This is a genomic window from Gemmatimonas sp., assembly GCF_046594945.1.
In the GTDB taxonomy this organism is placed as follows: domain Bacteria; phylum Gemmatimonadota; class Gemmatimonadetes; order Gemmatimonadales; family Gemmatimonadaceae; genus Gemmatimonas.
Genome location: NZ_JBKJRB010000173.1, coordinates 34,997 through 59,115, shown reverse-complemented (window position 1 = coordinate 59,115; position 24,119 = coordinate 34,997). Strand labels below are relative to the sequence as shown.

21 protein-coding genes are annotated in these 24,119 nt (G+C 64.4%); 12 read left to right on the top strand and 9 right to left on the bottom strand.

Annotated elements, in window-relative coordinates; genetic code table 11:
* The first annotated feature begins 3 nt into the window (after positions 1-3).
* Positions 4-774 (top strand): DUF4397 domain-containing protein, encoded by a 771-nt coding sequence (locus ACLL97_RS21255; protein WP_411282487.1) that lies wholly within the window; start codon positions 4-6, stop codon positions 772-774.
* Positions 775-1,009: 235 nt separating this feature from the next.
* On the opposite strand, the gene ACLL97_RS21250 is transcribed toward ACLL97_RS21255, so the two are convergent.
* The 5 genes from ACLL97_RS21250 to ACLL97_RS21230 form a co-directional block, all read right to left on the bottom strand.
* Positions 1,010-1,999 carry a cytochrome P450 gene (locus ACLL97_RS21250; RefSeq protein ID WP_411282486.1) on the bottom strand — a complete coding sequence of 330 codons (990 nt, stop codon included), beginning with the start codon at positions 1,997-1,999 and terminating at the stop codon, positions 1,010-1,012.
* Complete coding sequence (locus ACLL97_RS21245) at positions 1,996-3,327, bottom strand: M20 metallopeptidase family protein (RefSeq protein ID WP_411282485.1); 1,332 nt, start codon at positions 3,325-3,327, stop codon at positions 1,996-1,998. The genes ACLL97_RS21250 and ACLL97_RS21245 overlap by 4 nt, the downstream gene beginning before the upstream one ends.
* Before the next feature lie 764 nt (positions 3,328-4,091).
* On the bottom strand, positions 4,092-5,669 hold the full coding sequence (locus ACLL97_RS21240; protein ID WP_411282484.1) for a M28 family peptidase: 1,578 nt from the start codon (positions 5,667-5,669) through the stop codon (positions 4,092-4,094).
* 17 nt (positions 5,670-5,686) lie between these two features.
* Positions 5,687-8,059, bottom strand: a complete 2,373-nt coding sequence (locus ACLL97_RS21235) for a molybdopterin cofactor-binding domain-containing protein (protein WP_411282483.1) — start codon at positions 8,057-8,059, stop codon at positions 5,687-5,689.
* Positions 8,056-8,523, bottom strand: coding sequence for a (2Fe-2S)-binding protein (locus ACLL97_RS21230; RefSeq protein ID WP_411282482.1), 468 nt, complete (start codon positions 8,521-8,523; stop codon positions 8,056-8,058). Before ACLL97_RS21230 ends, ACLL97_RS21235 begins: the two co-directional genes overlap by 4 nt.
* A gap of 131 nt (positions 8,524-8,654) precedes the next feature.
* On the opposite strand from ACLL97_RS21230, the gene ACLL97_RS21225 reads away from it, so the two are divergent.
* Positions 8,655-9,083, top strand: coding sequence for a hypothetical protein (locus ACLL97_RS21225; RefSeq protein WP_411282481.1), 429 nt, complete (start codon positions 8,655-8,657; stop codon positions 9,081-9,083).
* Here the strand turns inward: ACLL97_RS21225 and ACLL97_RS21220 are convergent.
* Positions 9,073-11,091: an FG-GAP-like repeat-containing protein gene (locus tag ACLL97_RS21220; protein WP_411282480.1), complete on the bottom strand. Its 2,019-nt coding sequence runs from the start codon at positions 11,089-11,091 to the stop codon at positions 9,073-9,075. The genes ACLL97_RS21225 and ACLL97_RS21220 overlap by 11 nt on opposite strands.
* A 102-nt stretch (positions 11,092-11,193) precedes the next feature.
* On the opposite strand from ACLL97_RS21220, the gene ACLL97_RS21215 reads away from it, so the two are divergent.
* The 3 genes from ACLL97_RS21215 to ACLL97_RS21205 all read left to right on the top strand — a co-directional run bounded on the left by ACLL97_RS21215 (position 11,194) and on the right by ACLL97_RS21205 (position 14,282).
* Positions 11,194-12,153, top strand: a complete 960-nt coding sequence (locus ACLL97_RS21215; protein WP_411282479.1) for an MBL fold metallo-hydrolase — start codon at positions 11,194-11,196, stop codon at positions 12,151-12,153.
* Between the two features lie 85 nt (positions 12,154-12,238).
* On the top strand, positions 12,239-12,667 hold the full coding sequence (locus ACLL97_RS21210; protein ID WP_411282478.1) for a CBS domain-containing protein: 429 nt from the start codon (positions 12,239-12,241) through the stop codon (positions 12,665-12,667).
* A 13-nt stretch (positions 12,668-12,680) separates the two neighbouring features.
* The gene (locus ACLL97_RS21205) at positions 12,681-14,282 is read left to right on the top strand and encodes an amidase family protein (RefSeq protein ID WP_411282477.1); all 1,602 of its coding nucleotides are present in this window, start codon (positions 12,681-12,683) and stop codon (positions 14,280-14,282) included.
* 21 nt (positions 14,283-14,303) lie between these two features.
* Here ACLL97_RS21205 and ACLL97_RS21200 read toward each other — a convergent pair whose 3' ends face one another.
* Together ACLL97_RS21200 and ACLL97_RS21195 are read right to left on the bottom strand one after the other, a co-directional pair.
* A complete protein-coding gene (locus tag ACLL97_RS21200) occupies positions 14,304-14,915 on the bottom strand; it encodes a PH domain-containing protein (protein ID WP_411282476.1) in 612 nt (203 codons plus the stop codon).
* 22 nt (positions 14,916-14,937) lie between these two features.
* Positions 14,938-15,096 carry a hypothetical protein gene (locus ACLL97_RS21195; RefSeq protein WP_411282475.1) on the bottom strand — a complete coding sequence of 53 codons (159 nt, stop codon included), beginning with the start codon at positions 15,094-15,096 and terminating at the stop codon, positions 14,938-14,940.
* Positions 15,097-15,183: 87 nt separating this feature from the next.
* Here ACLL97_RS21195 and ACLL97_RS21190 point away from each other — a divergent pair, with 87 nt between their 5' ends.
* Genes ACLL97_RS21190 through ACLL97_RS21175 form a run of 4 tightly spaced genes read left to right on the top strand, consistent with a single transcriptional unit; the run spans position 15,184 to position 19,919 of the window.
* On the top strand, positions 15,184-16,032 hold the full coding sequence (locus tag ACLL97_RS21190; RefSeq protein ID WP_411282474.1) for a hypothetical protein: 849 nt from the start codon (positions 15,184-15,186) through the stop codon (positions 16,030-16,032).
* Entirely contained in the window at positions 16,029-17,438 is a 1,410-nt protein-coding gene (locus tag ACLL97_RS21185) for a c-type cytochrome (RefSeq protein WP_411282473.1), read from the top strand. Before ACLL97_RS21190 ends, ACLL97_RS21185 begins: the two co-directional genes overlap by 4 nt.
* A 4-nt stretch (positions 17,439-17,442) precedes the next feature.
* On the top strand, positions 17,443-19,437 hold the full coding sequence (locus ACLL97_RS21180; RefSeq protein WP_411282472.1) for a PQQ-binding-like beta-propeller repeat protein: 1,995 nt from the start codon (positions 17,443-17,445) through the stop codon (positions 19,435-19,437).
* The gene (locus ACLL97_RS21175; RefSeq protein WP_411282471.1) at positions 19,434-19,919 is read left to right on the top strand and encodes a c-type cytochrome; all 486 of its coding nucleotides are present in this window, start codon (positions 19,434-19,436) and stop codon (positions 19,917-19,919) included. The genes ACLL97_RS21180 and ACLL97_RS21175 overlap by 4 nt, the downstream gene beginning before the upstream one ends.
* Positions 19,920-19,924: 5 nt before the next feature.
* Here the strand turns inward: ACLL97_RS21175 and ACLL97_RS21170 are convergent, their stop codons facing one another.
* Complete coding sequence (locus ACLL97_RS21170) at positions 19,925-20,467, bottom strand: DUF2911 domain-containing protein (protein ID WP_411282470.1); 543 nt, start codon at positions 20,465-20,467, stop codon at positions 19,925-19,927.
* A gap of 188 nt (positions 20,468-20,655) precedes the next feature.
* Between ACLL97_RS21170 and ACLL97_RS21165 the strand changes: the two genes are divergently transcribed.
* From ACLL97_RS21165 to ACLL97_RS21155, 3 genes are read left to right on the top strand one after another with little or no spacing between them, the layout of a single operon-like run.
* On the top strand, positions 20,656-21,594 hold the full coding sequence (locus ACLL97_RS21165) for an NAD(P)H-binding protein (RefSeq protein ID WP_411282502.1): 939 nt from the start codon (positions 20,656-20,658) through the stop codon (positions 21,592-21,594).
* Complete coding sequence (locus ACLL97_RS21160; protein WP_411282469.1) at positions 21,591-23,726, top strand: PAS domain-containing protein; 2,136 nt, start codon at positions 21,591-21,593, stop codon at positions 23,724-23,726. Before ACLL97_RS21165 ends, ACLL97_RS21160 begins: the two co-directional genes overlap by 4 nt.
* Positions 23,723-24,112, top strand: coding sequence for a YccF domain-containing protein (locus tag ACLL97_RS21155; protein WP_411282468.1), 390 nt, complete (start codon positions 23,723-23,725; stop codon positions 24,110-24,112). Before ACLL97_RS21160 ends, ACLL97_RS21155 begins: the two co-directional genes overlap by 4 nt.
* Positions 24,113-24,119: the final 7 nt, after the last annotated feature.

The window sequence follows — 24,119 nt, the reverse complement described above, 5'->3', positions numbered from 1 at the left end:
GCGATGAACACATTCAGATCGTTCACGATGCTGCTGTGCGCCGTCGCGCTCACCGCGTGTGAGAAGAACGCCGTACAGGACATCACGGGCTCGCTGCCAGCGGCCCGCGTGAAGTTCTTCAACTTCGGCGTTGGTGCGCCGGCGGTGAACTTCTACGCCAACGACGCCAAGGTCACCGCGGTGCTCTCTGCGACGGGCGTCGAATCCACCAATGGCGTCGCCTCCGGCGGCGTTGGCAGCGGAGGATTCTACTCGGGCATCGCGCCCGGCCAGTACACGTTCGCCGGCAAGATCGCCGCCGCGGTCGACAAGGATGTGCCGATTGCCGCCGCGACCGCCACGCTTGCCGCAGGCAAAGCGTACTCGTTCTACATCAGCGGGATCTACAACACGACCAGCAAGACCGCCGAAGGGTTCGTCCTCGAGGACGCGTTCGTGGATACGCTCGACTACACGGTCAGCTACGTCCGGTTCGTCAACGCGATCTCCAATGCGAATCCGATGTCGCTGTACGCGCGAAACCCTACGACCGGCGTGGAAGTGCCGGTGGGCGGCGCCGTGGCGTACAAGTCGGCGGGGGCGTTCACGCCGCTGCCCGGAGCCGTGTACGACATCAGCACGCGGTACGTGGGCTCATCGACGAACCTCATCACGCGTACGGCCGTGTCCTTCTCGGCCGGTAAGGTCTACACGATCAGTGCGCGCGGAGACATCACGGTCGTGAGTACGACGCTTGCAACACGGCCATTGCTGGACAATACGTCCAACCGATAAGTCTGGGCGGTGAGAATGGTGCCAGAGTAGCAACTAGCCCTCGGTATGCACCGGGGGCTTCTTGCTATTCGCGCATGGGGAAACGAACGGGTACACCTTCCTGACAACGGTCCACGGATTCCTTGCGACGCCGGCGCGTTGGGACGCGTCGCGTCGGGAACGGCTTCGGTGCTCAGCGCCGTCACGGGGAACCCGCGCATTGCAACCTGTACCAAACTCGCGACGACGAGGTGGACTACGGAGTAGCGCGCCGTTCGCGAACGATGGTCGGGATCGAACGAGGAGCACGCAACGCGAACCCGTCCAGCCAGGTCACGCCAACGCCATCGCGCTCGTCGAGGTCGAACTCGCGCGAGCTGCGCACGAACGCGGCGATCGCTTCCTGCAGCAACAAACGCACGACGCCTGCGCCCACGCAGCCATGTGCACCGACGCCGAAGGCTAGATGTCTCGGCTCCGCGCGCTGCACGTCGAGCTGCTCAGGGTTGATGAAGACGTCAGGATCGCGATTCGCCTGCGCGAGCAAGAGTACGACCGCATCGCCGATTTGGATGGCAGCACTTCTGATGGTGACGGGTGCCACCGCGATGCGAAAGACGGCCCGCGACGGCCCCGTGAATCGGAGCAGTTCATTGGTCGCCATCGCGAGCACCTCGCGGCTCACCGCAGCGTCACCATGCGCCCGCAGCCACGCCAGTTGCGCAGGATGCTGCAGCAACGCCAACATGGCGGCGCCGACGAGCGCGGGCACCGTCTGCGTGATCGCGACGAAGCTCTGCACCGTACCAGCGCCGCCGTAGGCATCGAGCTGCGCCGCCAGCTGCACCGCCGCCTGTGTCAGTGCGTGCGTCGGCGCGCCGCCGCACGCGATCGCCGACTCCTCGAAGAGCGTGGCTGCGGCCGGAAGGCTGGCCGCAGCCACCTGCGGCGGAATCGCCAGTACCTGCACCACCGCCTCATACGCCCACGGCTGCGCTACGTCACGCATGAGGTCAACACGTTCACCAATTGACAACGTCGCCAGTATCCGATCGGCCCGACCACCGAACGATGCACGCCATCGTGCCATGAGCGCGGGCGGCAGTTCCCTCGCTACGGCGTCGCGCACCACGATATGCGTAGCATCACCGCGTGTGGCCACGCCGTACGGAACGAGGCGATCGTCGCAGAGCGCGGCGTGGACATCGGCGTAGCGGTACAGTGTCCACGCGGCGCGGGTGGTCACGGAATGAGCTTCGGTACTCCGCTCGACCGAAGGAAGTCCATCGCCATGTTCGTCATCGCCCGCACGCCCACCGCCAACGCCCGGTCATCGCCCTGAAAGAGCGGCGAGTGATTGCTGGCCACCGTCTTCGGATCGAGATGAGGCGGCGTGACGCCCAAGTTGAAGAAGAAGCCCGGTGCCAGTGCGGAGAAGCGTGAGAAGTCTTCGCCGGCCATCGTGATGTCACCTTCGGTGGCGCCCACCGCGCCCGCCACGCGCTTCAATGTGGGATAGAACTTGGCCACCATCGCGTCGCTGTTCACCGAGCTCGGATAGCCGATGTCCACGATCACGTCGGCCGTGGCACCGTGCGCCTCCGCGATGTTCGTCGCGATGCGCTTCATTCGCTCGTGAATCGTGGTGCGCGCTTGCGGATCGAAGGCACGGATGGTGCCGATCATCCACACGGAATCGGGAATGATGTTCTCGCGTAGTCCACCATGAATCGCACCCACCGTCACCACCGCGGGCGCCTTCGAGAGATCGAGCTGACGCGACACGATCGTCTGGAGCGCGGTCACGATTTCTGCGCTCACGACGATGGGATCGACCGTGTTCGACGGCATCGCGCCATGTCCCTGTCGTCCGTGCACCACGATACGCCAGCCGTCGGCGCTGGCCGAGATCGCGCCGGCGCGATAGCGGATGGCGCCCAGCGGTCCGGGACCGACGTGGAGACCGAATACGCCATCCACACCCTTCATCACACCGGCATCGATCATCGGCTGCGCACCACCGCGTGGCGGGACTTCTTCGGCCGGCTGAAACAGAAACTTCACCGTGCCCGGAATTCGATCCTTGAGACCGGCCAGCACTTCGGCGGTCCCCATCAGCATCGCGGTGTGCATGTCATGCCCGCAGGCGTGCATCACGCCTGTTTCCTGACCGTTGTACACCGTGCGTACGGTCGACTTGAACGGGATGTCCACGAGCTCGGTAACCGGCAAGGCGTCCATGTCAGCCCGCAGCGCGACCGTGGGACCGGGCTTGCCACCCTTCAGGATACCCACCACACCCGGGATGCCGCCTACATTCTCCTGCACTTCGAGCCCCAACGACTTGAGATGCGCCGCCACCAAGGCCGCCGTGCGCGTTTCGGCGTAGCCCAGCTCAGGATGCTGGTGAATATCATGCCGCCAGGCGGTGACTTTGTCGGCAATCGCCGCGGTGCGACGATCGATCTCGGCCGCCAGCGCGGGGTCAGCGACGACCTGCTGTGCACGGAGGGACGGCGTGAGGCTTAGCGAACCAACGAGCAGCGAAACGACCAACGGACGCCATGGGCGCATGACAGCACTGGGGAGCGGGGAACACAACGAACAGCCGGCCGAGGTTCCCGAAAGATGGTGGACGAATCGGCCTTGGCTAGCGGTACTTTCGCGTCTGTTCGCGTCTCTCCGCGCGCTTTGCGTAAGCTAGCGGTACTTTCGCAAATCTGCGGTTGGTGGTGCGCGTGCTGTTCCCGCGCTCCGCCTCAGCCCGTTGGCGACCGGTTGCCTCGGCGGCACGGCTGAACTGATCACACAGAGAAAAAGAGACAGAGAGGAAAGGAGATCACAGCGGTCCATGTTCTCCTGTTCTCTGTGTCTCTTTTTCTCTGTGTGATCAGTTCAACGGCGCCCGCCCGATCGTCGCGTGGCGGGATGGACACGCGCGCTGAAGACGCACCCGCACGACGTGGTCGCGCCGCGTGTTCCCCGTGAAACTCGCAGACAGGAACGCGCCGTCCTTCCGAGAGCGATCGGTCAAGGGGTCCCGTTGTTTCAGGTCGGTGCCGAAGGGGGTATTCCCAAAGAGGAACGGCAACCGTTTCTGGCCAAGAAATGCGAAAGGTCCGCTAGCTGGCCGTCCGTTGGCGCCGAGGTCCCGGAAAGCACCGCAGTTCACGCGAAGGGCGCGAAGGCCCGTGCATCACGCCGTTCTGGGGCACCGGCGCTCCACATGAGCGGGAGAGCGTGTCCGAGATCCGACAGATCGTGCGTGTGGCCCTCTTCGCATACGTCTAGATCCATCACTGACGTACGCCGCCACTCCGCGATGGCGCCCGCACCTCTCAGGGCACGATCACCGGCGTCGCGAAGAAGCTGTTGGGACGCCACGTCGGACGGGTCTTCCGGTTCGCCACCCCCAACGCGAGATCCGCGTACAGCGCATTGAACCCCGCCGCGGCCTCGAAGTCGATCGGTTGCGCCAGGTCATCCGACATCTTGTGATACCGTTCACGGACCCACCCGGTGAAGGTCTTCTCGTCGGCGGTGCCCGACGTGTACCCCAACTTGAAGGCCAGCGACGGGACGCCACGGCGGATAAAGCTGTACTGATCGCTCCGCACGAACCGCATTTCCTGTGGCTCCGGATCCGGCAGGACGCGCAGCCCCCGTGCCGTCACGACGCCGTCCACATCGTCGGCCAGATCCGACTCGTCGTTGCCGTACACGAAGAGTCCTTTGAGCGGGAAGAGCGGCAGGAACATGTCGGTGTTGAGGTTGGCGACGATCGTGCCGCGCGTGAGCGATGGACGCGCCGCGAAGTAGCGCGAGCCCAGCAATCCTTTCTCTTCGGCGGTGACGGCCACGAACAGCACTGTGCGCTTGTTGCCGCCGCGGGCGGACACTGTCTTGGCCGTTTCGAGTAGCGTCGCGGCACCAGTCGCGTTGTCCATGGCGCCGTTGAAGATGCTGTCGCCGGTGAGCGCCGGTCCCTTGAACGTGCCGACATGATCAAGGTGTGCACTCAGCACGACCACCTCGTCGCGCAGTGTGGGATCCGTACCCGGCAGCATGCCCACGACATTCGGCGACAAGATGTCGCGGCGCAGCGTGGGGAGCGTCGCACGCAATGCCACCGTGAGTTCGGCGGTCGGCAGCGGCTCGCCACGCGCCGCGACGGCCACGATGCTGTCCCACACGATGCCGCTACCAGCCAGCAGGCGCGGCATCAGCGCCGGATTGAGCACACTGTTGATTCGCTGACCACCCAGATCGTCGAGCGACGTGTCGGCCAGCGACACGGAGCTGCCCAGACGGGTGTTCTCGTTATCCACCCAGGAGCCTCCAGCCCCAACGGCGACCACGCCCACGGCCCCAGCCTGCCGCATGGCGGCCCAGCGCGTGCGCGTGCCGTGCGCCAGCAACGGCGCAGAAAGTCCCTTGGGGTTCGCGTTCACATACACCACGATTTTGCCACGCAGATCGAGCCCTTTCAGATCGTCTATACCCGCCTGCGGCAGCGTGATCCCATAGCCGGCGAACACCAGCGGCGCCTCGACATTGTCGGTGGAGAGACGCGCCGTGACGCGCAGATCACGTCCCACCGCCAGCGGATTCCACGCGTCGCCCTCGCGGAGCGCCAACGTGACGCCGTCCTTGGCCAGCGCGACTTCGATGAAGCGAACGGGCTGGTACCACCCGTCAGTCCCGGCCGGCGTGAGGCCGGCCAACTTGAACTGTTCCGCGACGTAGCGCGCCGCCGCTTCGTGGCCGGGACTGCCTGTGTCCCGCCCCTTGAGGGAGTCGTGCGCCAGCACCTGCACATGGCGCCACCATGCCTCGGCGGGCTGCTGCCCGGCGAGCAAAGTCGGACTCACCACGAGCGTCGTGATCACGGCGGCACACGTCGTATAACGTCTCATGCGAACAGCTGCTTTCATCACCCGCCGCCCCGCACGCCGTCCACGGCGCGCGTCGGCCAGCCCGCGAGTTGCTTCGCCACCGGCAGCTGTCGCACGCGCACCCCCGTAGCCGCGAAAATCGCATTCGCGATCGCGCCGCCGGCTGGTGGAACGCCGGGCTCACCAATGCCTCCCGGCAACCCCTCACTCGCCACCAAGTGCACATCGACCACGTGCGGCGCCGCACGCATGCGGGTCACGCCGTAGTCGCGATAATTCGACTGCACCACTTTGCCGCCGGCAAAGGTGACTTCACTGGTGAGCAGATTGCTCATCGCCATGATCAACGCCCCTTCCATCTGCGCTCGCGCGCGATCGGGATTCGCGATGAACCCGGCATCAACCGCCACCGTGGTCCGGGGCACGAGCACGGTGCCATCAGGCAGCACTTCCACCTCCACGACCATCGCCACATACGTGAGAAAGCTGCGATGGATCGCGAGTCCGCGTCCCTTCCCGCGCGGCAATTTCGCGCCACGCCATCCGCTCTGCTCGACGGCCAACTCCACTACGCGACGAGCACGCGCACTATCGAGCGGATGATCCGCCCACGTGGCCCCGTAGTTGCTCGCCGGCGCCACCAAGCCCGCCTTCGAGAGATCAACCACGCGATCGGGGCCCAGCAACGTGAGGAGAAAATCCGCTGGGTCCTGTTTCGCAGCGTACGCCAATTCGTCGACGAACGAACCGATCGCGAAGCCGTGGTGGATCGCATTAACACTGCGATACCACCCAATGCGCGTGTGCGCGACGGCTGGACAGATCTCGACGCTCATGTTCGGAATGTCGAACGGAATGTCGCTCGCGCCGTTCGTGAGTTCATCCGGTTCGGCGCCCGGCACATTCGGCGCGAACGTGGCGCCGATGGCAGGATACGCCGACCGGTGCAGCCACGCCGTGACCTTGCCACTGGCATCGAGTCCGGCCTCGAGCCGATGCGCCGCCACCGAATGCAGGTACGAATTCCGCAAGTCGTCCTCACGGGTCCACTGCACGCGCACCGGCGCACCCACTTCGCGCGACAGGAACGCCGCCTCGCACAAAAAGTCCGGCTTCGACTTCCGACCGAAGCCTCCACCAAGCAGCGTGACATGCACCGCGACATCAGCCGCGTCGACTTTGAGATACTGCGCCACCGTGTTGCGCGCGTCTTGCGGCGATTGCGTCGGCGCCCACACGTCCACCTTCCCGTTCGCCACATTCGCCAACGCCGCCACCGGCTCCATCTGCGCATGCGACAGATGCGGCATGTAGTACTCCGCCGTCACGCGCTTCGCCGCACCGGCCAGCGCACCGGGCACGTCGCCTACCGCGCGCCCCGCCTTGCCGGGCGCGCGCACCGACGCCAACAGCGACGCCTTGTACGCGGTGCTGTCGTACGTGGCGTTCGGACCACCGTCCCACGTAATCCGCAGCGCGTCGCGCCCGCGGATTGCCGCCCACGTGTTCTTGGCGATCACCGCTACGCCACCCAGCGGGAAAAACGCACTCGGCACCGGCGTCTCGGGAATCCGCACCACCTGCTCCACGCCGGGCACTTTCAGTGCCACGCTGTCGTCCACGCTCACGACCTTGCCGCCCCACACCGGCGGCCGGCTGATCACGGCCACTTTCATGCCGGGCAATGTCATATCCGCGCCGTACATCGCTGTGCCAGTCGTCATCGGCACGAGATCGATCGACGGCATCCGCTTGCCTTCCCATCGCCGCTCGTTCGGTGACTTGATGCGTACGCGTTCCTTCGCCGGCATGGGAATCGTCCGCGCCGTCGCAACCAATGCCGCAAACGATTTCGTCCGTCCACTCGGCGTGTGCACCACGTGGCCGTTCGTCGCCCGCACGTCCCCGGAGGCGACGCCCCACTCCTTGGCGGCCGCGTCTTCGAGCAACGCGCGCACCGTCGCGCCGGCCTCGCGGTACTTGGGAAGGAAATCACGAATGCTGGTGGAGCCGTCGGTGTTCTGGTTGCCGTACTTCTTGTCGTCGCCAAGCGCCTGCTCCACGCGGCACGTGGCCCAGTCAGCTTCCATCTCGTCGGCGATGATCATCGGCATCGTGGTGCGGATGCCCTGCCCCATCTCCGAGCGGTGGCACATGATCGTGATGATCCCATCGTCACCCAGACGTACATACGCGTGGGGTTCCCAAGGCTCCGCGTTGGGTGCAAACAGCTGATCGGCGGCGCCGAGACGTCGCACGCCGAGCGTGCTGGCGGCAACCAACAATCCGCCCATCCCCAGCAGTTTCACAAAATCGCGACGGTGTGTTTCAAGCGCAGCGGACGAACGTGCGTGGTCGTCGGTCGGCTCGGGGTGTGCCGTGATCCATGGCAGTCGGTGTTTGGCGCTCATCGCGTGGCCTCCGCGGCCGCTTTGATCGCCGCCCGAATGCGTGGGTACGTGCCGCACCGACAGATATGACCGTTCATGGCCGTATCGATGTCAGCGTCGGTCGGCATCGGCGTCTTCGCGAGCAGTGTCGCGGCCTGCATGATCTGACCGCTTTGGCAGAACCCGCACTGCGGCACATCGATCTCGCGCCACGCCACTTGCAGCGGGTGTGCGCCCGTCGGGTGCAAGCCTTCGATGGTCGTCACGTTCGCGTCGGCAAGAGACTGCATGCGCCGCTGGCAGGCGCGCACCGGGGCGCCGTTCACGTGTACCGTGCAGGCGCCGCACTGCGAGATGCCGCAACCGTATTTTGTGCCCGTGAGCGCGAGTTCGTCGCGCAGGTACCAGAGCAACGGCATCGTGGGATCGCCGTCGAACGTGCGACGGGCTCCGTTCACGGTGAAAAAGAGGGGGGCGGTGTTCACGCTGGCTCCACGGGGTAGGGTCGACGACGAACGCGTACCTCCTGATTTTCGCAGTCCGGGACGCGCAGCGTTAGGGGTCTGGCGACACGAAGAAACGCGAACTCCGCAGGGATATTCGGGTATCTTCTGTCATGCGCACCGTGCCCCGATGGCTCCTCGTTGCCACCGTTCTCACCGCCCCCCTCGCGGCGGCCTGTCACGCGAACCCCAGCGAAGCGACACCAGTGCTGAACGGTGCATCGCAGGCCGTTCGCCTCGGGCGGGAGGTACATCCCACCGGCACCGATGCCTTCAGGGTCGCCCTGGTCTCGGTCGAGCAGGATTCCCGGTGCCCACGATCGGTGGTGTGCGTCTCAGCGGGCACGGCGGAGATCGTGATCGCCTATCGATTCGGCATGGGACCAATGGTGCCGGTGCGACTTCGCTGGGGCGCCGCGCCACGGGACACGCTGATCGGCGGCGTCCGGGTCATCTTCGACTCGCTCACGCCATACCCAAGCGTGCCGGGACCGCTGCTGCCGCAGGATCGCTACACCGCCTGGCTGTCGTTCAAGCAGTAGGGGCGCCCGACCGAGTCCCGCGCCGGATGCGCATGATCTGTACCGGCGGCGTAATCGCTTGCGCCGTCACGGGCGATCGCTGAATAGCGCGAACAACGTCCATGCCGCTGGTCACGCTGCCGAATGCGGCAAAGCCCTGTCCGTCAAGAGTCCGATGACCACCAAAGTCGAGGGCGGGTTGATCGCCAATGCAGATGAAGAAGTCCCACGTGGCGCTGTCAGGACCGTCGCGGGCCATCGACAGCGTGCCGTCGCGATGACGCAGTCCTGTGTCGCGAGTGCGCTCAAGCGAGATCGACGCCAGGCGGGCGCGAACCCTCGACGCCTTCGGGCCACCCTGAATCACCTCGATCAACACCGTATCCGACGGCTGATGCTGCCTGGTCACCGCACGATGAACGCGACCGCCATCGTAGGCGAGTGAATCGACGTAGCGCAGAAAGTTCGTCGCCCTGATCGGCGCACGCGCACTGTCTACCAGCACCGTGATCGCGCCGCGTGTCGTTTCAATCACAACGGGTATACGACCGGATCTCGGTGCCGCGACCCGCACCACCAGCGCACGCTTGGCGTACTCGGCCGGTAAGACCCGACGCACCGTCGACGTGACGCGGGCACCAGCCATGAGCGCGGTCACTTCGACGTCCACTGGTTTCATCGAAGTGAGCCCGACATGCACGGGCATATCGCTCTGCGCATCATAGCCCGAGCCCGCATCGACAAACCGCGTCGCGAGCAGCTTTCGCGTGCCGGCGGAATACACGCGCACCTCTGCACCGGCCAGCGTGGCGTTTCCACTCGCATCGAGCACGCGCACCTGCAGCGAGCGGCGGCCAATCGCCGGCGGCAGCACATTGCGCATTATCGGATGCGACGCCTCAGCGCGAGAGCCCGCCAGCGCCAGATCGAGTGCCCCGTCGCCATCAACGTCGGCCCACTGCACGCCGTGACTGGCGGTAAGCGCCAGCAGATTATCCGGCGTCACGTCGACAAACGCCGTGCGCTTCGTGCTCGCCGCGCGTACGAACAGGTAGTCCCGGAAGCTCTCGGTGGCCGACACGGTCCCGTTGACGTACAGATCCAGCAGTCCGTCGTGATCGATGTCGGCCAGCGCACAGCTGTCGTACCGTCCGTCGATCGCCACGCCCCACGAGGTGCTCACGTCGCGAAAAGAGCCGTTGGCGGCACCGAGAAAGAGCCCATTGGGTCCGTAGTTCGCGGAGATGATATCCGCCACGCCATCGTTGTTCACGTCGGCGACACAGGGACGAACCGTGCCCTGCGTGGCCACCTTCACACCACGTCCGCCCCAGGCGAGTCCGATTTGCTCGGCCACGTCGGTGAAGGTTCCGCCGTCGTTGCGGAAGAAGCCATTCGCGTCTCCGTCTTGATTGGCGACATACAGATCGAAGTCGCCGTCCTGTTGATAGTCGAACCACACCGCCCCCACGCTCTTCCGCGTATCGGCGAGTCCGACGCTGGCTGCCACGTCGGTAAACACGCCGCCGCTGTTGCGATACAGCATGTTCGCACGATCGCGGAACGCCACGAACAGGTCGAGATCGCCATCGCCATCAACGTCGATGAACACCGGCTGCCGTACCGCGCCGGTCTCCACCGTGAGTCCGCTGGCAACGGTGATATTGGTGAAGCGCCCTCCGTCATTGCGATACAGGCGCAGCACCGGACCTGCGCCCGGAGTGAAACCGAGCAACAGGTCGGGGTCGCCGTCGGCATCAACGTCGCTCCAGGCGGCGGCACGTGTGGGCCGTGCGTCGGCCACGCCTGCCTCGACCGCGATATCGCGAAACCGACCGGCCGTATTGAGGTACAGGCGGTTCGGTGTGCCGTTGAAGCCCACGAACAAATCGAGGTCGCCATCCAGGTCGATGTCGGCGAAAGCGTTCGCCAGTGTTCCCCCCTCCGCAAACAGCTCGGGCTGCAGCGGCACGAACCGGGGGCGCCCACGCTGCGCCGAGAGCGTCGTCGCCAGCGCGATCGACAGCACGACGGCAAGTCCGATACGCCTGCCCGCCCACGTCCTGTCGGGCGCGGCGATTGCATGTACACTTCGCGCGATCCTCATTCGCTCCATCTCACCGACCCTCGCATGTCTCTATTTCTCCCGCGCACCCTACTCGCGGTAGGGCTGCTGCTCACGATGAACCTGCCGGCGCAGCGCGCGCCGGCGCCGGCGCTTAAAGTCTGCGACCGCGCGCATACCGCGGCGAATGTACGCTATCCGCTGCAGGCCGCCAGCACGGCGTGGTTTCACGTGCGCTTGGTCGAGCCTGGCGTGTATGCGATCATCGAACCATACCAGTTCGAAGAAGTGATCTCCTGGCTGATTGTCGGCTCGCAGCGCGCGTTGCTGTTTGACAGCGGACTGGGCATGATGCCGATCAAACCGGTGGTCATGCAACTCACGTCGTTGCCGGTCACGGTCATCAACTCACACACGCACTTCGATCACGTGGGCGGGAACGCCGACTTTGCTGACGTGCGCGCGATGTCGACGCCGTTCACCAACGCGCGCATGGCCGGCTATTCGCACGCTGATGTGGCCAGTGAAGTGAGTCCGGCCGCGCTCTGTGGTAACCGCCCCGCCGGGCTCGACACGACGTCGTTCCGCTCTCGACCATGGAGCGCGGCGGAGCGGATCGTCGATGGCACGCGCTTCGATCTCGGCGCACGATCGCTGGAGGTCATCGCCACACCCGGGCACACGCCCGACGCGATCTCGCTGTTGGACCGTGCCAATGGCCTGCTGTGGACCGGTGACAGCTTCTACGCTGGTCCGATCTGGCTATTCATGCCGGAAACCGACCTTGACGCCTACCAGCGCTCGATGGACCGATTGGCGGCACTCGTTCCGTCGCTGCGTCGCGTGCTTCCCGCTCACAATGTGGTGTCCGTGGCGCCGGCGGTACTGGCGCGGGTTCCCAAGGCCATTCGCGACGTGCGCACCGGGCGGGCGCGCGGCACGGTTCCGAAACCGGGTCAACGGCTGGTGCCGTTCAAAGGATTCTCGATCCTCGTCGCGGCGAAGGCGGTACGCGCCAAACGCTGATAAGCCGTGGCACCGGGCTTCTAGCGTCCTCGCCTGCCAGACAGTACCCTAGGGGTCTCCTGTCACCCCTACCCGGTACCGTGTCATGAAAGCTGTCGGCGAACTCCTCAAGAAGCACGACGGGACGCTTTGGCACGTGACGCCCGACGTCACCGTGTACGAGGCGGTTGAGAAGCTGGCCCACTACGGCGCGGGTGCCCTGCTCGTGATGGACGGCGACCGCCTGGCGGGAGTGTTCTCAGAGCGTGACTACACGCGCAAGATCACGCTGCAGGGTCGGAATTCGAAAGAAACGCGCGTCTCAGAAATCATGACGTCCGACGTGTTCACGGTGAACGCGAGCACCCGCACCCGCGACTGCATGGCGCTCATGAGCGCCAAGAAGATTCGCCACCTCCCTGTGCTCGACGGCGACCGAGTGCTCGGGATGATCTCCATTCGCGACATCATGGACGATATCATCTCCGATCACGAGAGCACGATCGCCACGCTCCACAGCTATATCCATTCGTAGCCGAGTTCCCCCGTTGCGCACTCTGACACGCGGCACGGCCGCACTGGCCTTGGCAACGGCGCTGCTGCTCTCGATGGCGTCGACGGCCCGCGCGCAACGTGCTATCGATCTCGACGCCGCCACGATCACCGAGCTCAACGCCGCTTTCGATGCGGGCACGCTGTCGGCGGTGCAGTTGGTTTCGCGCTACCTCGCGCGCATTGCGGCGTACGACCGGCAGGGGGCGGCGATTCATGCCGTCGTCACGCTCAATCCGAGGGCGCTCGAGACGGCCCGGGCACTCGATGCCGAGCGCAAGGCCAACGGCAAGCGCTCGTTGCTGCACGGCATTCCGTTCGTGCTCAAGGACAACTACGACACGCGCGATATGCCCACCACGGGCGGGTCGGTGCTACTTGAGGGATACGTCCCGGCGCGGGACGCGGTCCTCGTTCAGAAATTGCGCGATGCTGGTGCGATTGTACTGGCGAAAGTGAACATGTCGGAGTTTGCCTCATCGGGTGCGTACAGTTCGCTCGGCGGCCAAACCAGAAATCCGCATGATGTCGCGTATTCGCCTGGGGGGTCGTCGGGCGGCACTGGAGCCGCCGTGGCCGCCGCTTTTGCCCAGTTCGGACTCGGCACGGATACCGGCGGCAGCATTCGAGGGCCAGCTTCGGTCAACGGCATTGCGGCGCTCAAACCGACGCACGGCCTGCTCAGTCGCACCGGCATCATTCCACTAGCACTATCGTTCGATACCGGTGGCCCGATGGCACGCAGTGTCACCGACGTGGCGATCGCACTCGGTGTCATGACAGGCCACGACGCGGCCGACACGGCCACTCGCCGTAGCGAAGGACACGCGGAGCGCGATTACACCAAGTACCTGCAGGCGAACGCATTGCACGGTGCACGCATCGGCATCGCGCGCGACTTCACCGGCTTCGATGCCGAGGTCGATTGGATCATGGAGTCGTCGCTCGACGCGATGCGCAAGGCCGGCGCCACCATCGTCGAGGTGCGTTTTCCGAAATGGATGCTCGACGCGAAGGACGCGTGGTACACTGCCGTGCGCTTTCCGGAGTTCGCGCCGCAGCTCGCCGATTACTTGCGGAACACGCCGGTTGGCTATCCGAAGTCACTCGCCGAGATGATCGAGCGTACCCGAAGCCTGCCATCGCTCGGTGCGAACGGTGCGTCGCCGAATGCGTCGCGGTGGGCGAAGTTCGTGAACGAACTCGCCAGCGGCAGCACCGACGACTACCGCTATCGCTCGGTGCGCGATCATGCGCTGCCCATGATGCGCGACGTGGTGAATGGTGTGCTGGCGGTGAATCAGCTCGATGCGATCGTGTACCCAACGCAGTCGGTGAAACCGGCGCGCATCGACAACGCGGGGAACAGCGCGGCACCCGACGCCATGAACATCGCCAACCTCACCGGCTTCCCCGACCTGATCGTGCCGGCCGGATTCAGCGACAACCGGTTACCCATCGGCATTTCATTTCTGGGCGGCGCGTGGAGCGAGCCCAAGCTCATCGCGCTGGGCTACAGCTTCGAGCAACTCACTCGCGCTCGCCGGCGGCCGGTGACCACGCCGACACTGCCCGGCGAGGCGGTAAGTCACAAGTAGCGGTCACACCCACACCATGCCTCAGGCGTGGATGTACTTCTCGAACACCGCGCTGAAATCCTTGCGCGTGTGATCGTCACGCACCGCATCGTTCAGGGCGTCGAGTACGGCGCGGTAGTGGCTCACGACTGACGCCGGATCAGTGACCGTGTTGTTGAGCTTCATCATGGAACCCAGCACCGACGCCGCCGCCATGGCGTGCGAACGACCGACTTCGTCACGCTTCTGCAGTTTGCCGATGGAGTGGAGCGCCTTGTACATGTCCTTTAGCGCCTCCAGATGACTTTTGCGCACGTCGATGCTGAACAGCTTGTCACCGATCGTGAACTTGAGCTCGATGTCGAGATCCACCGTACCCGCGGTTTCGATCGACACATTCGCGACGGCATGTTGCGCGTAGTCATAACGACGAATCACGCGCTTGGCCGAGATGGCGGACTCGCCATCCACATGGATGAGCGCGAGGTTCGTGAAGCAGTACTCGTCTTTCCGCGATTTGATCAGGAAGTAGATCTTTTCCTGATCTTCGTGAAACAGATAGTCGTCGGCATCGACCTTGTCGAAGTCTTTTGACTCGACGATGACACCGATGTCGCTGAGGCCGAAGGCCTCGGCAGCGAACTTCTTGAACATGGGATCTCCTAATGACAGAACGTCAACGAACCAGAATCAGTCGCTGGCCAGTGCTCACGGTGTTGCCCAGTTCGGCACCGGGCCCGAGGTCAGTGAAGCCACCGACAGGATAACCGACGATAGTGCCTCGAAGATAGCCGGTGTTCGTCCGTCCAACCGTGGTATTTGCGTGGGCGATCATGGGGCGCGAGATTCTCGCGGCGCGACGTGAGCCCCAACCCCGCCGAGCAATTGCGCCATCATAGATCGTTCCCCCTCAGGAGGCACTGTGCGCTACCCGGATGCTCAACGACGGTCCCGCATCGTGCCGTGGCTGCTGGCCGTCACGCCACTGGCGGTCGTCCCGTTGGCCGTCGCGCCGACGGCCGTCGCTCACGCCCAGGGCTCGCTCGCACCGTCGAGTCCGAGTGGACAATCGGTCACGCCGGTTTTCGAAGGGTGGTATCACAACAAAGACGGGAGCTACAGCCTGTCGTTCGGCTACTACAATCGGAACACCGCCGAACAGATGGACGTGCCGATCGGCAACGACAATTTCGTCGCACCGGGTGCCGCCAATCAGGGCCAGCCATCGTCGTTTTCGCCACGTCGCCACTGGGGGGTGTTCGCAGTGGTCGTACCGGCCGACTTTGGCAGCCAGCAGGTCGTCTGGACGGTGAAAGATCGCGGACAGACGTTTGCGATCCCCGGCAGCCTGAAGCCCGATTGGGAAATCGACGCCGTGGAAGGCGAGGCGAGCAGCAACAATACCCCGCCCAGTCTGCGTTTCGCCGATAGGGGCACGGAGGGACGCGGGCCGTTGGGCGTCACGAGTAGTCCGCTCCGCATACGCGTCGGCACGCCGCTCGCGCTCAGTGTGACCGTTACCGACGACGCCAAGACCAAAGCGCCCGTCGATCTCACCTGGTTCAAGCATCAAGGCCCCGGCACGGTGTCCTTCTCCGCCCCAACCAGCCGACTCACACCGACCGGCGGTACGGGCACCACGACCGCCACGTTCAGTCGCGCCGGCGAGTATCTCGTGCGAGTGCGCGCCAATGATCTGTCGGCCATGACCGCCGGGCATGCGCAGTGCTGCTGGACCAACGGATTCATTCCTGTGACGGTGTTGCCATGAACGCGCGGACGACGACACTTGGCTTTCTGACGTGCACACTCCTGCTGCTCCGTCCAACGAGCGTACTCACGGCGCAGAATCCCTTCGCGGTGCGCCGTGCGCTGGCCGTTGCTTCGACGGACGCGCCGGCCACGTCGACTGCACGACGACGCGCGGTGACATTCGCCAAAGACGTCGCGCCCATATTGCAGCAGAAGTGTCAGTCCTGCCATCAACCCGGCTCGATCGCGCCGATGTCGTTACTCACGTACGACGACGCGAAGAAGTACTCGCGACGCATCCGCACGAAGGTGGCCGCGCGACTCATGCCGCCATGGCACATTGATCGCACGATCGGCGTGCAGCAGTTCAAGAACGACGGTGGGCTCAGCGACGAACAAATCGCCGCGATCGTGGATTGGGTGGACGCCGGTACGCCGCTGGGTGATCCGAAAGACATGCCGCCCGCGATCACCTTTCCCGATCCGGACCGGTGGCAACTCACAGAGCAGTTGGGCGTCCAGCCGGATCTCGTGATTCGTTCGAAGCCGTACACGTTGGCGCCGAAGACGCAGGACAAGTGGTTCCGTCCCGTTGTCGAAACGGGACTCACCGAACCGCGCTGGGTACGTGCGATCGAGGTGAAGCCGGTGCGCGCGAATGATCGCAAGATTGTGCATCATGTACTCGCCTATCTCCTGCAGCCTGAGCAGGGTGTCACCGGGCTGGCCAGCTCGGCGCACGATCACCAGATGAACGCCGGCCTGTTCATGGAGTGGGCCGTCGGCAAGACGGGCCAGATCTTTCCCGACGACGCGGGAAAGCTGATGCTGCCGGGATCGCAGATTCGCTGGGAAGTGCACATGCACGCCATCGGCGAAGAGATCAAGGACAGTCAGGTCGAGATGGCCGTGTACTTCTATCCGAAAGGCTTCGTGCCGCCGCACCGCACGGTGCTGAAGATGTTTGACCTGTCGCGCGACCGGGATCTCGACATCCCGCCCAACGAGAAGACCGTCACCCAGAACTTCTATGTGATGCCCGCCCCGGGACGGCTCGAGAACTTTCAGCCGCACATGCATCTGCGCGGCAAAGCGATGTCGCTCGAGGCCGTGTTCCCTGATGGTCGTCGGGAAGTGATCAGCGCGGTGAACAACTTCCAGTGGAACTGGCACATCAACTACGTCTACGCCACCGATGCGGCGCCGTTGCTGCCCAAAGGCACCACGTTGGTCTTCACGGCGTGGCACGACAACACCGCCGCCAATACCAACAATCCCGACCCGTCACAGTGGGTCGGCTGGGGCGATCGCACGGTCGACGAGATGGCGCACAACTGGATCGATGTGACCTATCTCGAGCAGGCGGAGTTCGATACACTCGTGGCCGCGCGCAAGGCGAAGGCCGTCAGAAAACCCGTACCCTAGCGCGATGACGCTCTTTCGTTCCAGCGCCGCCTGTCTGTGCCTGCTCTTGGTATCACCCACGAGGGCGCGCACGCAGGCACCGCGCCGCGCGCCGTTCACCACCGCCACGGGCGAGTGGCCCAGTCACACCGGCGATACGCGCGGCACACGCTATTCGCCGCTCGACCAGATCACCGCCGAGAATTTCAGCACGCTCGAAGTCGCGTGGCGATTCAAGACCGATCAGCTGGGCCCGCGCCCCGAGTTCAAACTGGAAGGTACGCCGCTGATGATCGGCAACGTACTCTACACCACGGCGGGCACGCGCCGCGCGGTCGTCGCCCTCGACGCCGTGACGGGGGAACTGCTCTGGATGCACAGCGAGAACGAAGGGGCACGTGGCGCCGCGGCGCCGCGCCCACTCTCCGGACGCGGATTGGCGTATTGGACCGACGGCAAGCGTGCACGCATTCTGTATGTCACGCCGGGCTATCGACTCGTCGCACTCGATGCGACGTCCGGGGCACGCATCCGCAGCTTCGGCGATAGTGGCGCCGTGGATCTCAAGCGCGACATGGATTCACCAGTCTTGCCCGACCTCGAGACGGGCGAGATCGGCTATCAGGGCGCGCCCACGGTAGCGCGCAACGTCGTCATCATCGGGGCTGCCTTTCGCGAAGGCGGCTCACCCAAGTCATATCGCAACAACAAGGGCGACATTCGCGGCTTTGATGTTCGCACCGGCAAGCGACTGTGGACGTTCCACACGATTCCACGAAAAGGCGAGTTCGGCTACGACAGCTGGTTGAACGGTTCAGCGGAGAATGCCGGCAACACCGGTGTCTGGACGCAGATCACCGCCGACGAGGAACTCGGCCTCGTGTATCTGCCGATTGAATCGCCCACCGGCGACTACTACGGCGGTCATCGACCGGGTGACAACCTGTACGGCGAGAGCCTCGTCTGCGTCGATCTGCTCACCGGCGTGCGCAAGTGGCACTTCCAGCTGGTCCGCCATCCCATCTGGGACTTCGATCTCGCGGCAGCGCCGATCCTGGCCGATATCACAGTCGGCGGGAAGGCCGTCAAGAGCGTGGCGCTCCCCACCAAGCAGGGCATTCTCTACATGTTCGATCGTGTCACCGGCAAACCGATCTGGCCCTTCGAAGAGCGCGCCGTCGAAAAGGGCAACGTGCCGGGCGAGTGGTACGCACCCACGCAACCAATACCCACCAAGCCCTTGTCGTATGCTCGCAACGGCGTGCTGCCCACCGATCTCATCGACTTTACGCCAGCCCTCAAGGAAGCCGGCCTCGCCGCCGCATCCCGCTTCAAACTCGGTCCGATCTTCACCCCGCCAATCGTGAGCAAGGCCGAAGGTCCACTCGCCACCTTCTCCAATGGTCCCACCAACGGCGGGAGTAACTGGCCGGGTGGTTCGTACGATCCCGAGACCCACATGGTGTACCTGTCGGCCACCAACGCGTCCCCATCGGCGCTTGGACTCGTGGTGCCGGCCAAAGGCGTGTCCGACATGGATTACATTCGTGGCTTCGCCCCCGGGGCAGCGCGCGGCGGCTTTTCCGTGCAGGGATTGCCGCTGCTCAAGCCTCCCTACGGCACGATCACCGCGATCAATCTCGACAAGGGCGACATCGTGTGGCAGGTGCCACACGGCGAAACCCCCGATGCTGTGCGCAATCATGACGCACTCAAGGGCCTCACGATTCCGCGCACGGGACAGGCGGGCTCGGTGGGCACGCTGGTCACCAAGACACTCGTGATCGCCGGTGATCCCGAGGTCACCACGCTGGCACCGCGCCCACGCGGTGCCGTGCTGCGCGCCTACGACAAAGCCACCGGCAAAGAAGTGGGCGGCGTGAACCTGCCGGCCCCGCAGAGCGGCTCACCGATGACCTACACCGTCGGCGGCAAGCAGTATTTGGTGGTCGCCGTGAGCGGCGGCCCGTACTCCGGTGAGTACATTGCCTTTCGGCTTCCGGCCGGGGGGGCGCGGTGAGGCGACGCGAGTCCACTCGCCGCCGCGTACGCATCGCGGCCCTCCTCGGCGCACTCATCGTGATGCCGCTCTGGGCCGGTCTGGCGGCCACGCCCAGCCGTAGCTCGACCACGCATCGGACACCGACCGATCGCACCACGTGGGATAGCGTCTTCTCCGCGGCCCAGGCAGGCCGTGGAGAAACCACGTACAAGCAACTGTGCGCACGCTGCCACATGGAGACACTCGCCGGAGGCGATGAGGCTGGTGAACTCACCGGCAGCGCGTTCATGAGCAGTTGGAACGGGCAAACGCTCGCCGAGTTGCACGAACGCATTCGCACCAGCATGCCGACCGACACGCCCGGTGTGTATACCAGCCAACAGGTCACCGACGTGGTCGCCTACATGCTGCGTTTCAACGGGTTCCCGGCAGGATCGGTCGAGCTCACGCACACGAACGACGCCCTCAAAACCATTCGCTTCGAGACGGCGAGGCCCTGAGTCGACTACTCCGGTCGGTAGGGGGCCTTGATCTTCATCGAGATGCCCGTCGTGCCCCACTGCAGCCGGAGCGTCGCTTCGTCACGCAACACCATCGGGAACTGGTAGGTGAGCGTTTCCACCGACGTCGCCTGATCTGGAGCGACCTCGAGCCGCAGCGCGTCAGAGGCGGTGCCCGGATACGGCGTGTGCTGAATGTTCTTCTGGCGATTCAGAATGAACGTCCATGCTCCCGTCGCGCGCGGAATGAGCCACGCGGTGTACGTGCCCTTCGCCACCGGCGCCCCATCCAGCATGATGGCGCGGCTGAACGTGATCTGCGTGGCGACATCAGCCCCCGGATGCCAAATGCTGTCCCACGGCACTAGCGCACCGAACAGCACACGCCCGCGCGCGGTGGGACGACCGTACTCGATCGAAATATTGGTAAACGCCACGCGCTGGGCCACCGTGCCGCGCTGACTCGGCGGATAGCCCTGCGCCATCAGCGGAGTGGAGGTCACGAACACCAGTGCGAGCACGGGCACGAAAAATCGTCTCATCGTCATATGGGAAAACTAGCGGCGTGGCGGTTCGGCGAATCTTGGAATGACAACTCTTTTTCTCCTGCGCTCTTGCCCTCTGTGTGATCGGTTCAGCGAGATCCAGCCCACGCTACGCGTTACGCCGCTGTATTCCCAGCGGCGGGCGCCCGCACCATCTTTCCGAGATGATCCACCGTCCGCTCCGCGTGTTCATGCTCGGCGCTACCGGCACCATCGGTCGCGCCATGGTGCGCGCGCTGGTTCGCCATGGCCACGAGGTGGTGTGCTTCGGTCGTACAGGCGCCACCGCCGCCCCCGGCGTGACCGTCCGCAAGGGTGATGTCACCGACCCCAGGTCGATCGCCCGCGATGGCTTTAAGCATGAGCCCTTCGACGCCGTCGTGTCCTGCATGGCCTCGAGGAGCGGCGTGCCGCGCGATGCCTGGGCCATCGACCATCAGGCACATCTGCACGTGCTTCGCGCCGCACAGACGGTGGGCGTCCCGCACATGGTGCTGCTGTCAGCGATCTGCGTACAAAAGCCGAAGCTGGCCTTTCAAGAGGCCAAGCTGGCATTCGAACAGGCCCTCATGCACTCCGGTCTCACCTGGTCGATCGTTCGTCCCACAGCGTTCTTCAAGTCACTGTCCGGACAAGTGGACCGTGTGAAACGTGGGAAGCCGTTCCTGGTGTTCGGCGACGGCACACTCACGGCGTGCAAGCCGATCAGCGACGACGATCTGGCCGAGTTCCTTGCGGGCTGCCTCACCGATCCGGCGCGGCAGAATTGCGTATTGCCCATTGGCGGTCCGGGCGACGCACAGACGCCCCGCGAACAGGGCGAGCAGCTGTTCGCGTTGCTCGGACGTAAACCCCGTTTCAAGCAGGTGCCGGTGTCACTGCTCGACACGATTATCGGTGTGTTGAGCGTGCTCGGTCGTGCGTTACCGCCACTTGCCGACAAGGCGCAACTGGCACGTATCGGTCGCTACTACGCCACGGAATCCATGCTCGTCTGGGATCCGGCCGCGCATCGATACGACGCCGCGGCCACGCCGTCCACCGGACAGGACACCCTGGTGGATTTCTTTGCCAAGCGACTGCAGGGCGAAGCGGCCGACGACCGCGGCGCGCACACGGTCTTCAAATGAACAGCCCGCACGCTGGCGCGGTCGTGCCAGAAGCCCCCGAGTGGCGGACATCGTTGCTCACGATCATCATGCGTACCGGGCTGATCCTTGGTGTACTGGTGTGCGTGCCCAGCGTCATCGTGGCGCTGCGCGCCGGGCTACTGGGTGTCGTGGTGATCGATGTGCTGGCGGTGGTGTTGCTCGCGGCGCTCGTCGGGTTGAAGCAGCTGCCCTTCAAGGTGCGCGCCACAGTGTTCTGCCTGATCATGTATGTACTCGGTACGGGACTGCTGGTCTCGGTCGGCCCAAGGAGCCAGATCTACCTGCTTGGGTTTTCGATTTTGACGGCGTTACTGCTAGGAACGCGCGCCGGATTGCTGGCAACCGTATTGAGCACCGTCACGCTCCTGCTCGTCGGTACCTTCGGACTTGTCGCGGCGGAAATGCTCACGGTTGCGCAACCACAAAGCCTGAGCGGCTGGATCACCGTCACGCTGAATTTCGCACTGCTCAATACGCTGCTCATTCTGGCCATCGGCGTCGTCATTTCGGCGATGGAAACCGCACTACAGCAAGAGATTCTTGCCCGCGCGTCGTTCGAGCGACAACAGGCGGTTTTGCGTACGCTGATCGACGCCATGCCCGACGTCGTCATCACCAAAGATCGCGACGGGCGGTTTGGGCTCGCCAATCGAGCCGCCTGTGAACAGTTCGGCAAGGACAGCGAAGACCAGATCATCGGCCTCTCGGCGTCCGATATTTGGCCGGCGGAGTTCGCGGCTCAACGTGCTGCCGAAGACGCACAGGTGCTGGCCGGGAACCCGCTGCTCAATTCAGAAGGATTCCGCGTCCGCGCCGATGGCAGTACGCGGTGGTTTCTGGTGATCAAGGTGCCGTTGCGCAATGCACAGGGTGAGATCACGGGGCTGGTGGGCATCAGTCGTGACATCACCGACCGTAAACTGGCCGAGGTGCAGCGGGATAAACTGCAGCAGGAGCTGCAGCAGTCGCAGAAGATGGAAGCGGTCGGACAGCTCGCTGGAGGTATCGCGCACGACTTCAACAATCTGCTCACGATCATCACCGGTCACAGCGGGCTGCTGCTATCGCTGCCCAATATCTCACGGGACGTGCAGGAATCGGTGCAGGAGATCTCCGATGCGGCCGATCGCGCCGCCGACCTCACGCGCCAGCTGCTCGCCTTCAGCCGTCAAGCACTGCTGCAGCCGGAGGTGATCGACGTCAATGCGGTCGTGCTTGAAACGTCCAAACTCCTGCGTCGCCTGATCGGCGAAGATATCTCACTGTCAACCATACTCGACTCGCAGGTCGCGGCCGTACGCGCTGACCCCAGTCAATTGAATCAGATCCTCATGAACCTCGCGCTGAATGCGCGTGACGCGATGCCGACGGGGGGAATGCTCAGCATCGAGACCGGGAACGTGGAGGTAGATCACACGTTCAGTCGGATGCAGTTGGGTGTGACACCCGGACCGTATGTGATGCTGCGGATCACCGACAGTGGAACCGGCATGATGCCCGATGTACGCTCGCGCATCTTCGAGCCGTTCTTCACCACCAAGGGCGTAGGGAAAGGCACGGGCCTTGGTCTATCGATGGTGTTCGGCATCGTGCAGCAGAGTGGTGGTGGCATTCACGTGTACAGTGAAGTGGGCCACGGTTCGACGTTCGGGATCTATCTTCCAGCCGTGTCCACCACCACGTCCACCATCGCCAAGGTAGGCAGCGACAGCGTGCGCGGCGGCACGGAAGTGATTCTGCTGGTCGAAGACGACCACGGTGTCCGCGCCCTCGCGTTGCGCGCATTGCAGGCGCTGGGATACGACGTGCTGACGGCACGCGACGGCGTCGATGCGCTGGAGGTCGTGGCGTCGACCGACAAACACATCGCGTTGCTCGTGACCGATGTCGTTATGCCGCACTTGAGCGGCCCGGCACTGGTCGAAGCGCTGCGGGAGCAATTGCCGCAGATTGCGGTGCTGTACATGAGCGGGTATACGGACGACGCCGTCCTTCGGCACGGCGTGCAGCACGCAGAAGTCGACTTCCTGCAGAAACCCTTCACGGCATCGACGTTGGCGCGGAAAGTTCGTACGGTACTCGATGAGCATTCACTCCGAGCCATTCCATGACTCTGCTGCTGAACATCCTCTGGTTCTTCGTTGGCGGCGGCCTCGTGGCCGGTATCGCGTGGGTGCTGGTTGGACTGCTGCTCGCGATCACCGTAGTCGGCATACCGTTCGCCGTCGCAGCCTTCCGCATCGCCGGCTTCGCCGCGTGGCCATTCGGCCGCACGCTGGTCGACGCACGGACGCAGGGCGAAACGCCGATCGTGGGCACAAGCCTGGCCAACGTCCTTTGGGTCATCTTCGCCGGTATCTGGCTCTGGATCTCGCACGTCCTTGCTGGTATCGCCTACTGCGTCACGATCATCGGCATTCCGTTTGGCTTCGCGCACTTTCGGCTGGCCGCCGTGTCGTTTGCGCCGCTCGGCAAACGCGCGGTTGACCTCCCGTAACGTCCAC

What these genes read in the sequence shown, in the direction of transcription:
- ACLL97_RS21255 (WP_411282487.1), top strand. Translation starts at nt 4, where the DNA reads ATGAACACATTCAGATCGTTCACGATGCTGCTGTGCGCCGTCGCGCTC.
- ACLL97_RS21165 (WP_411282502.1), top strand. Translation starts at nt 20,656, where the DNA reads ATGCTCGGCGCTACCGGCACCATCGGTCGCGCCATGGTGCGCGCGCTG.
- ACLL97_RS21235 (WP_411282483.1), bottom strand. Translation starts at nt 8,059, where the DNA reads ATGAGCGCCAAACACCGACTGCCATGGATCACGGCACACCCCGAGCCG.
- ACLL97_RS21155 (WP_411282468.1), top strand. Translation starts at nt 23,723, where the DNA reads ATGACTCTGCTGCTGAACATCCTCTGGTTCTTCGTTGGCGGCGGCCTC.
- ACLL97_RS21245 (WP_411282485.1), bottom strand. Translation starts at nt 3,327, where the DNA reads ATGCGCCCATGGCGTCCGTTGGTCGTTTCGCTGCTCGTTGGTTCGCTA.
- ACLL97_RS21240 (WP_411282484.1), bottom strand. Translation starts at nt 5,669, where the DNA reads ATGAGACGTTATACGACGTGTGCCGCCGTGATCACGACGCTCGTGGTG.
- ACLL97_RS21185 (WP_411282473.1), top strand. Translation starts at nt 16,029, where the DNA reads ATGAACGCGCGGACGACGACACTTGGCTTTCTGACGTGCACACTCCTG.
- ACLL97_RS21225 (WP_411282481.1), top strand. Translation starts at nt 8,655, where the DNA reads ATGCGCACCGTGCCCCGATGGCTCCTCGTTGCCACCGTTCTCACCGCC.
- ACLL97_RS21200 (WP_411282476.1), bottom strand. Translation starts at nt 14,915, where the DNA reads ATGTTCAAGAAGTTCGCTGCCGAGGCCTTCGGCCTCAGCGACATCGGT.
- ACLL97_RS21170 (WP_411282470.1), bottom strand. Translation starts at nt 20,467, where the DNA reads ATGACGATGAGACGATTTTTCGTGCCCGTGCTCGCACTGGTGTTCGTG.
- ACLL97_RS21215 (WP_411282479.1), top strand. Translation starts at nt 11,194, where the DNA reads ATGTCTCTATTTCTCCCGCGCACCCTACTCGCGGTAGGGCTGCTGCTC.
- ACLL97_RS21195 (WP_411282475.1), bottom strand. Translation starts at nt 15,096, where the DNA reads ATGATCGCCCACGCAAATACCACGGTTGGACGGACGAACACCGGCTAT.
- ACLL97_RS21210 (WP_411282478.1), top strand. Translation starts at nt 12,239, where the DNA reads ATGAAAGCTGTCGGCGAACTCCTCAAGAAGCACGACGGGACGCTTTGG.
- ACLL97_RS21160 (WP_411282469.1), top strand. Translation starts at nt 21,591, where the DNA reads ATGAACAGCCCGCACGCTGGCGCGGTCGTGCCAGAAGCCCCCGAGTGG.
- ACLL97_RS21180 (WP_411282472.1), top strand. Translation starts at nt 17,443, where the DNA reads ATGACGCTCTTTCGTTCCAGCGCCGCCTGTCTGTGCCTGCTCTTGGTA.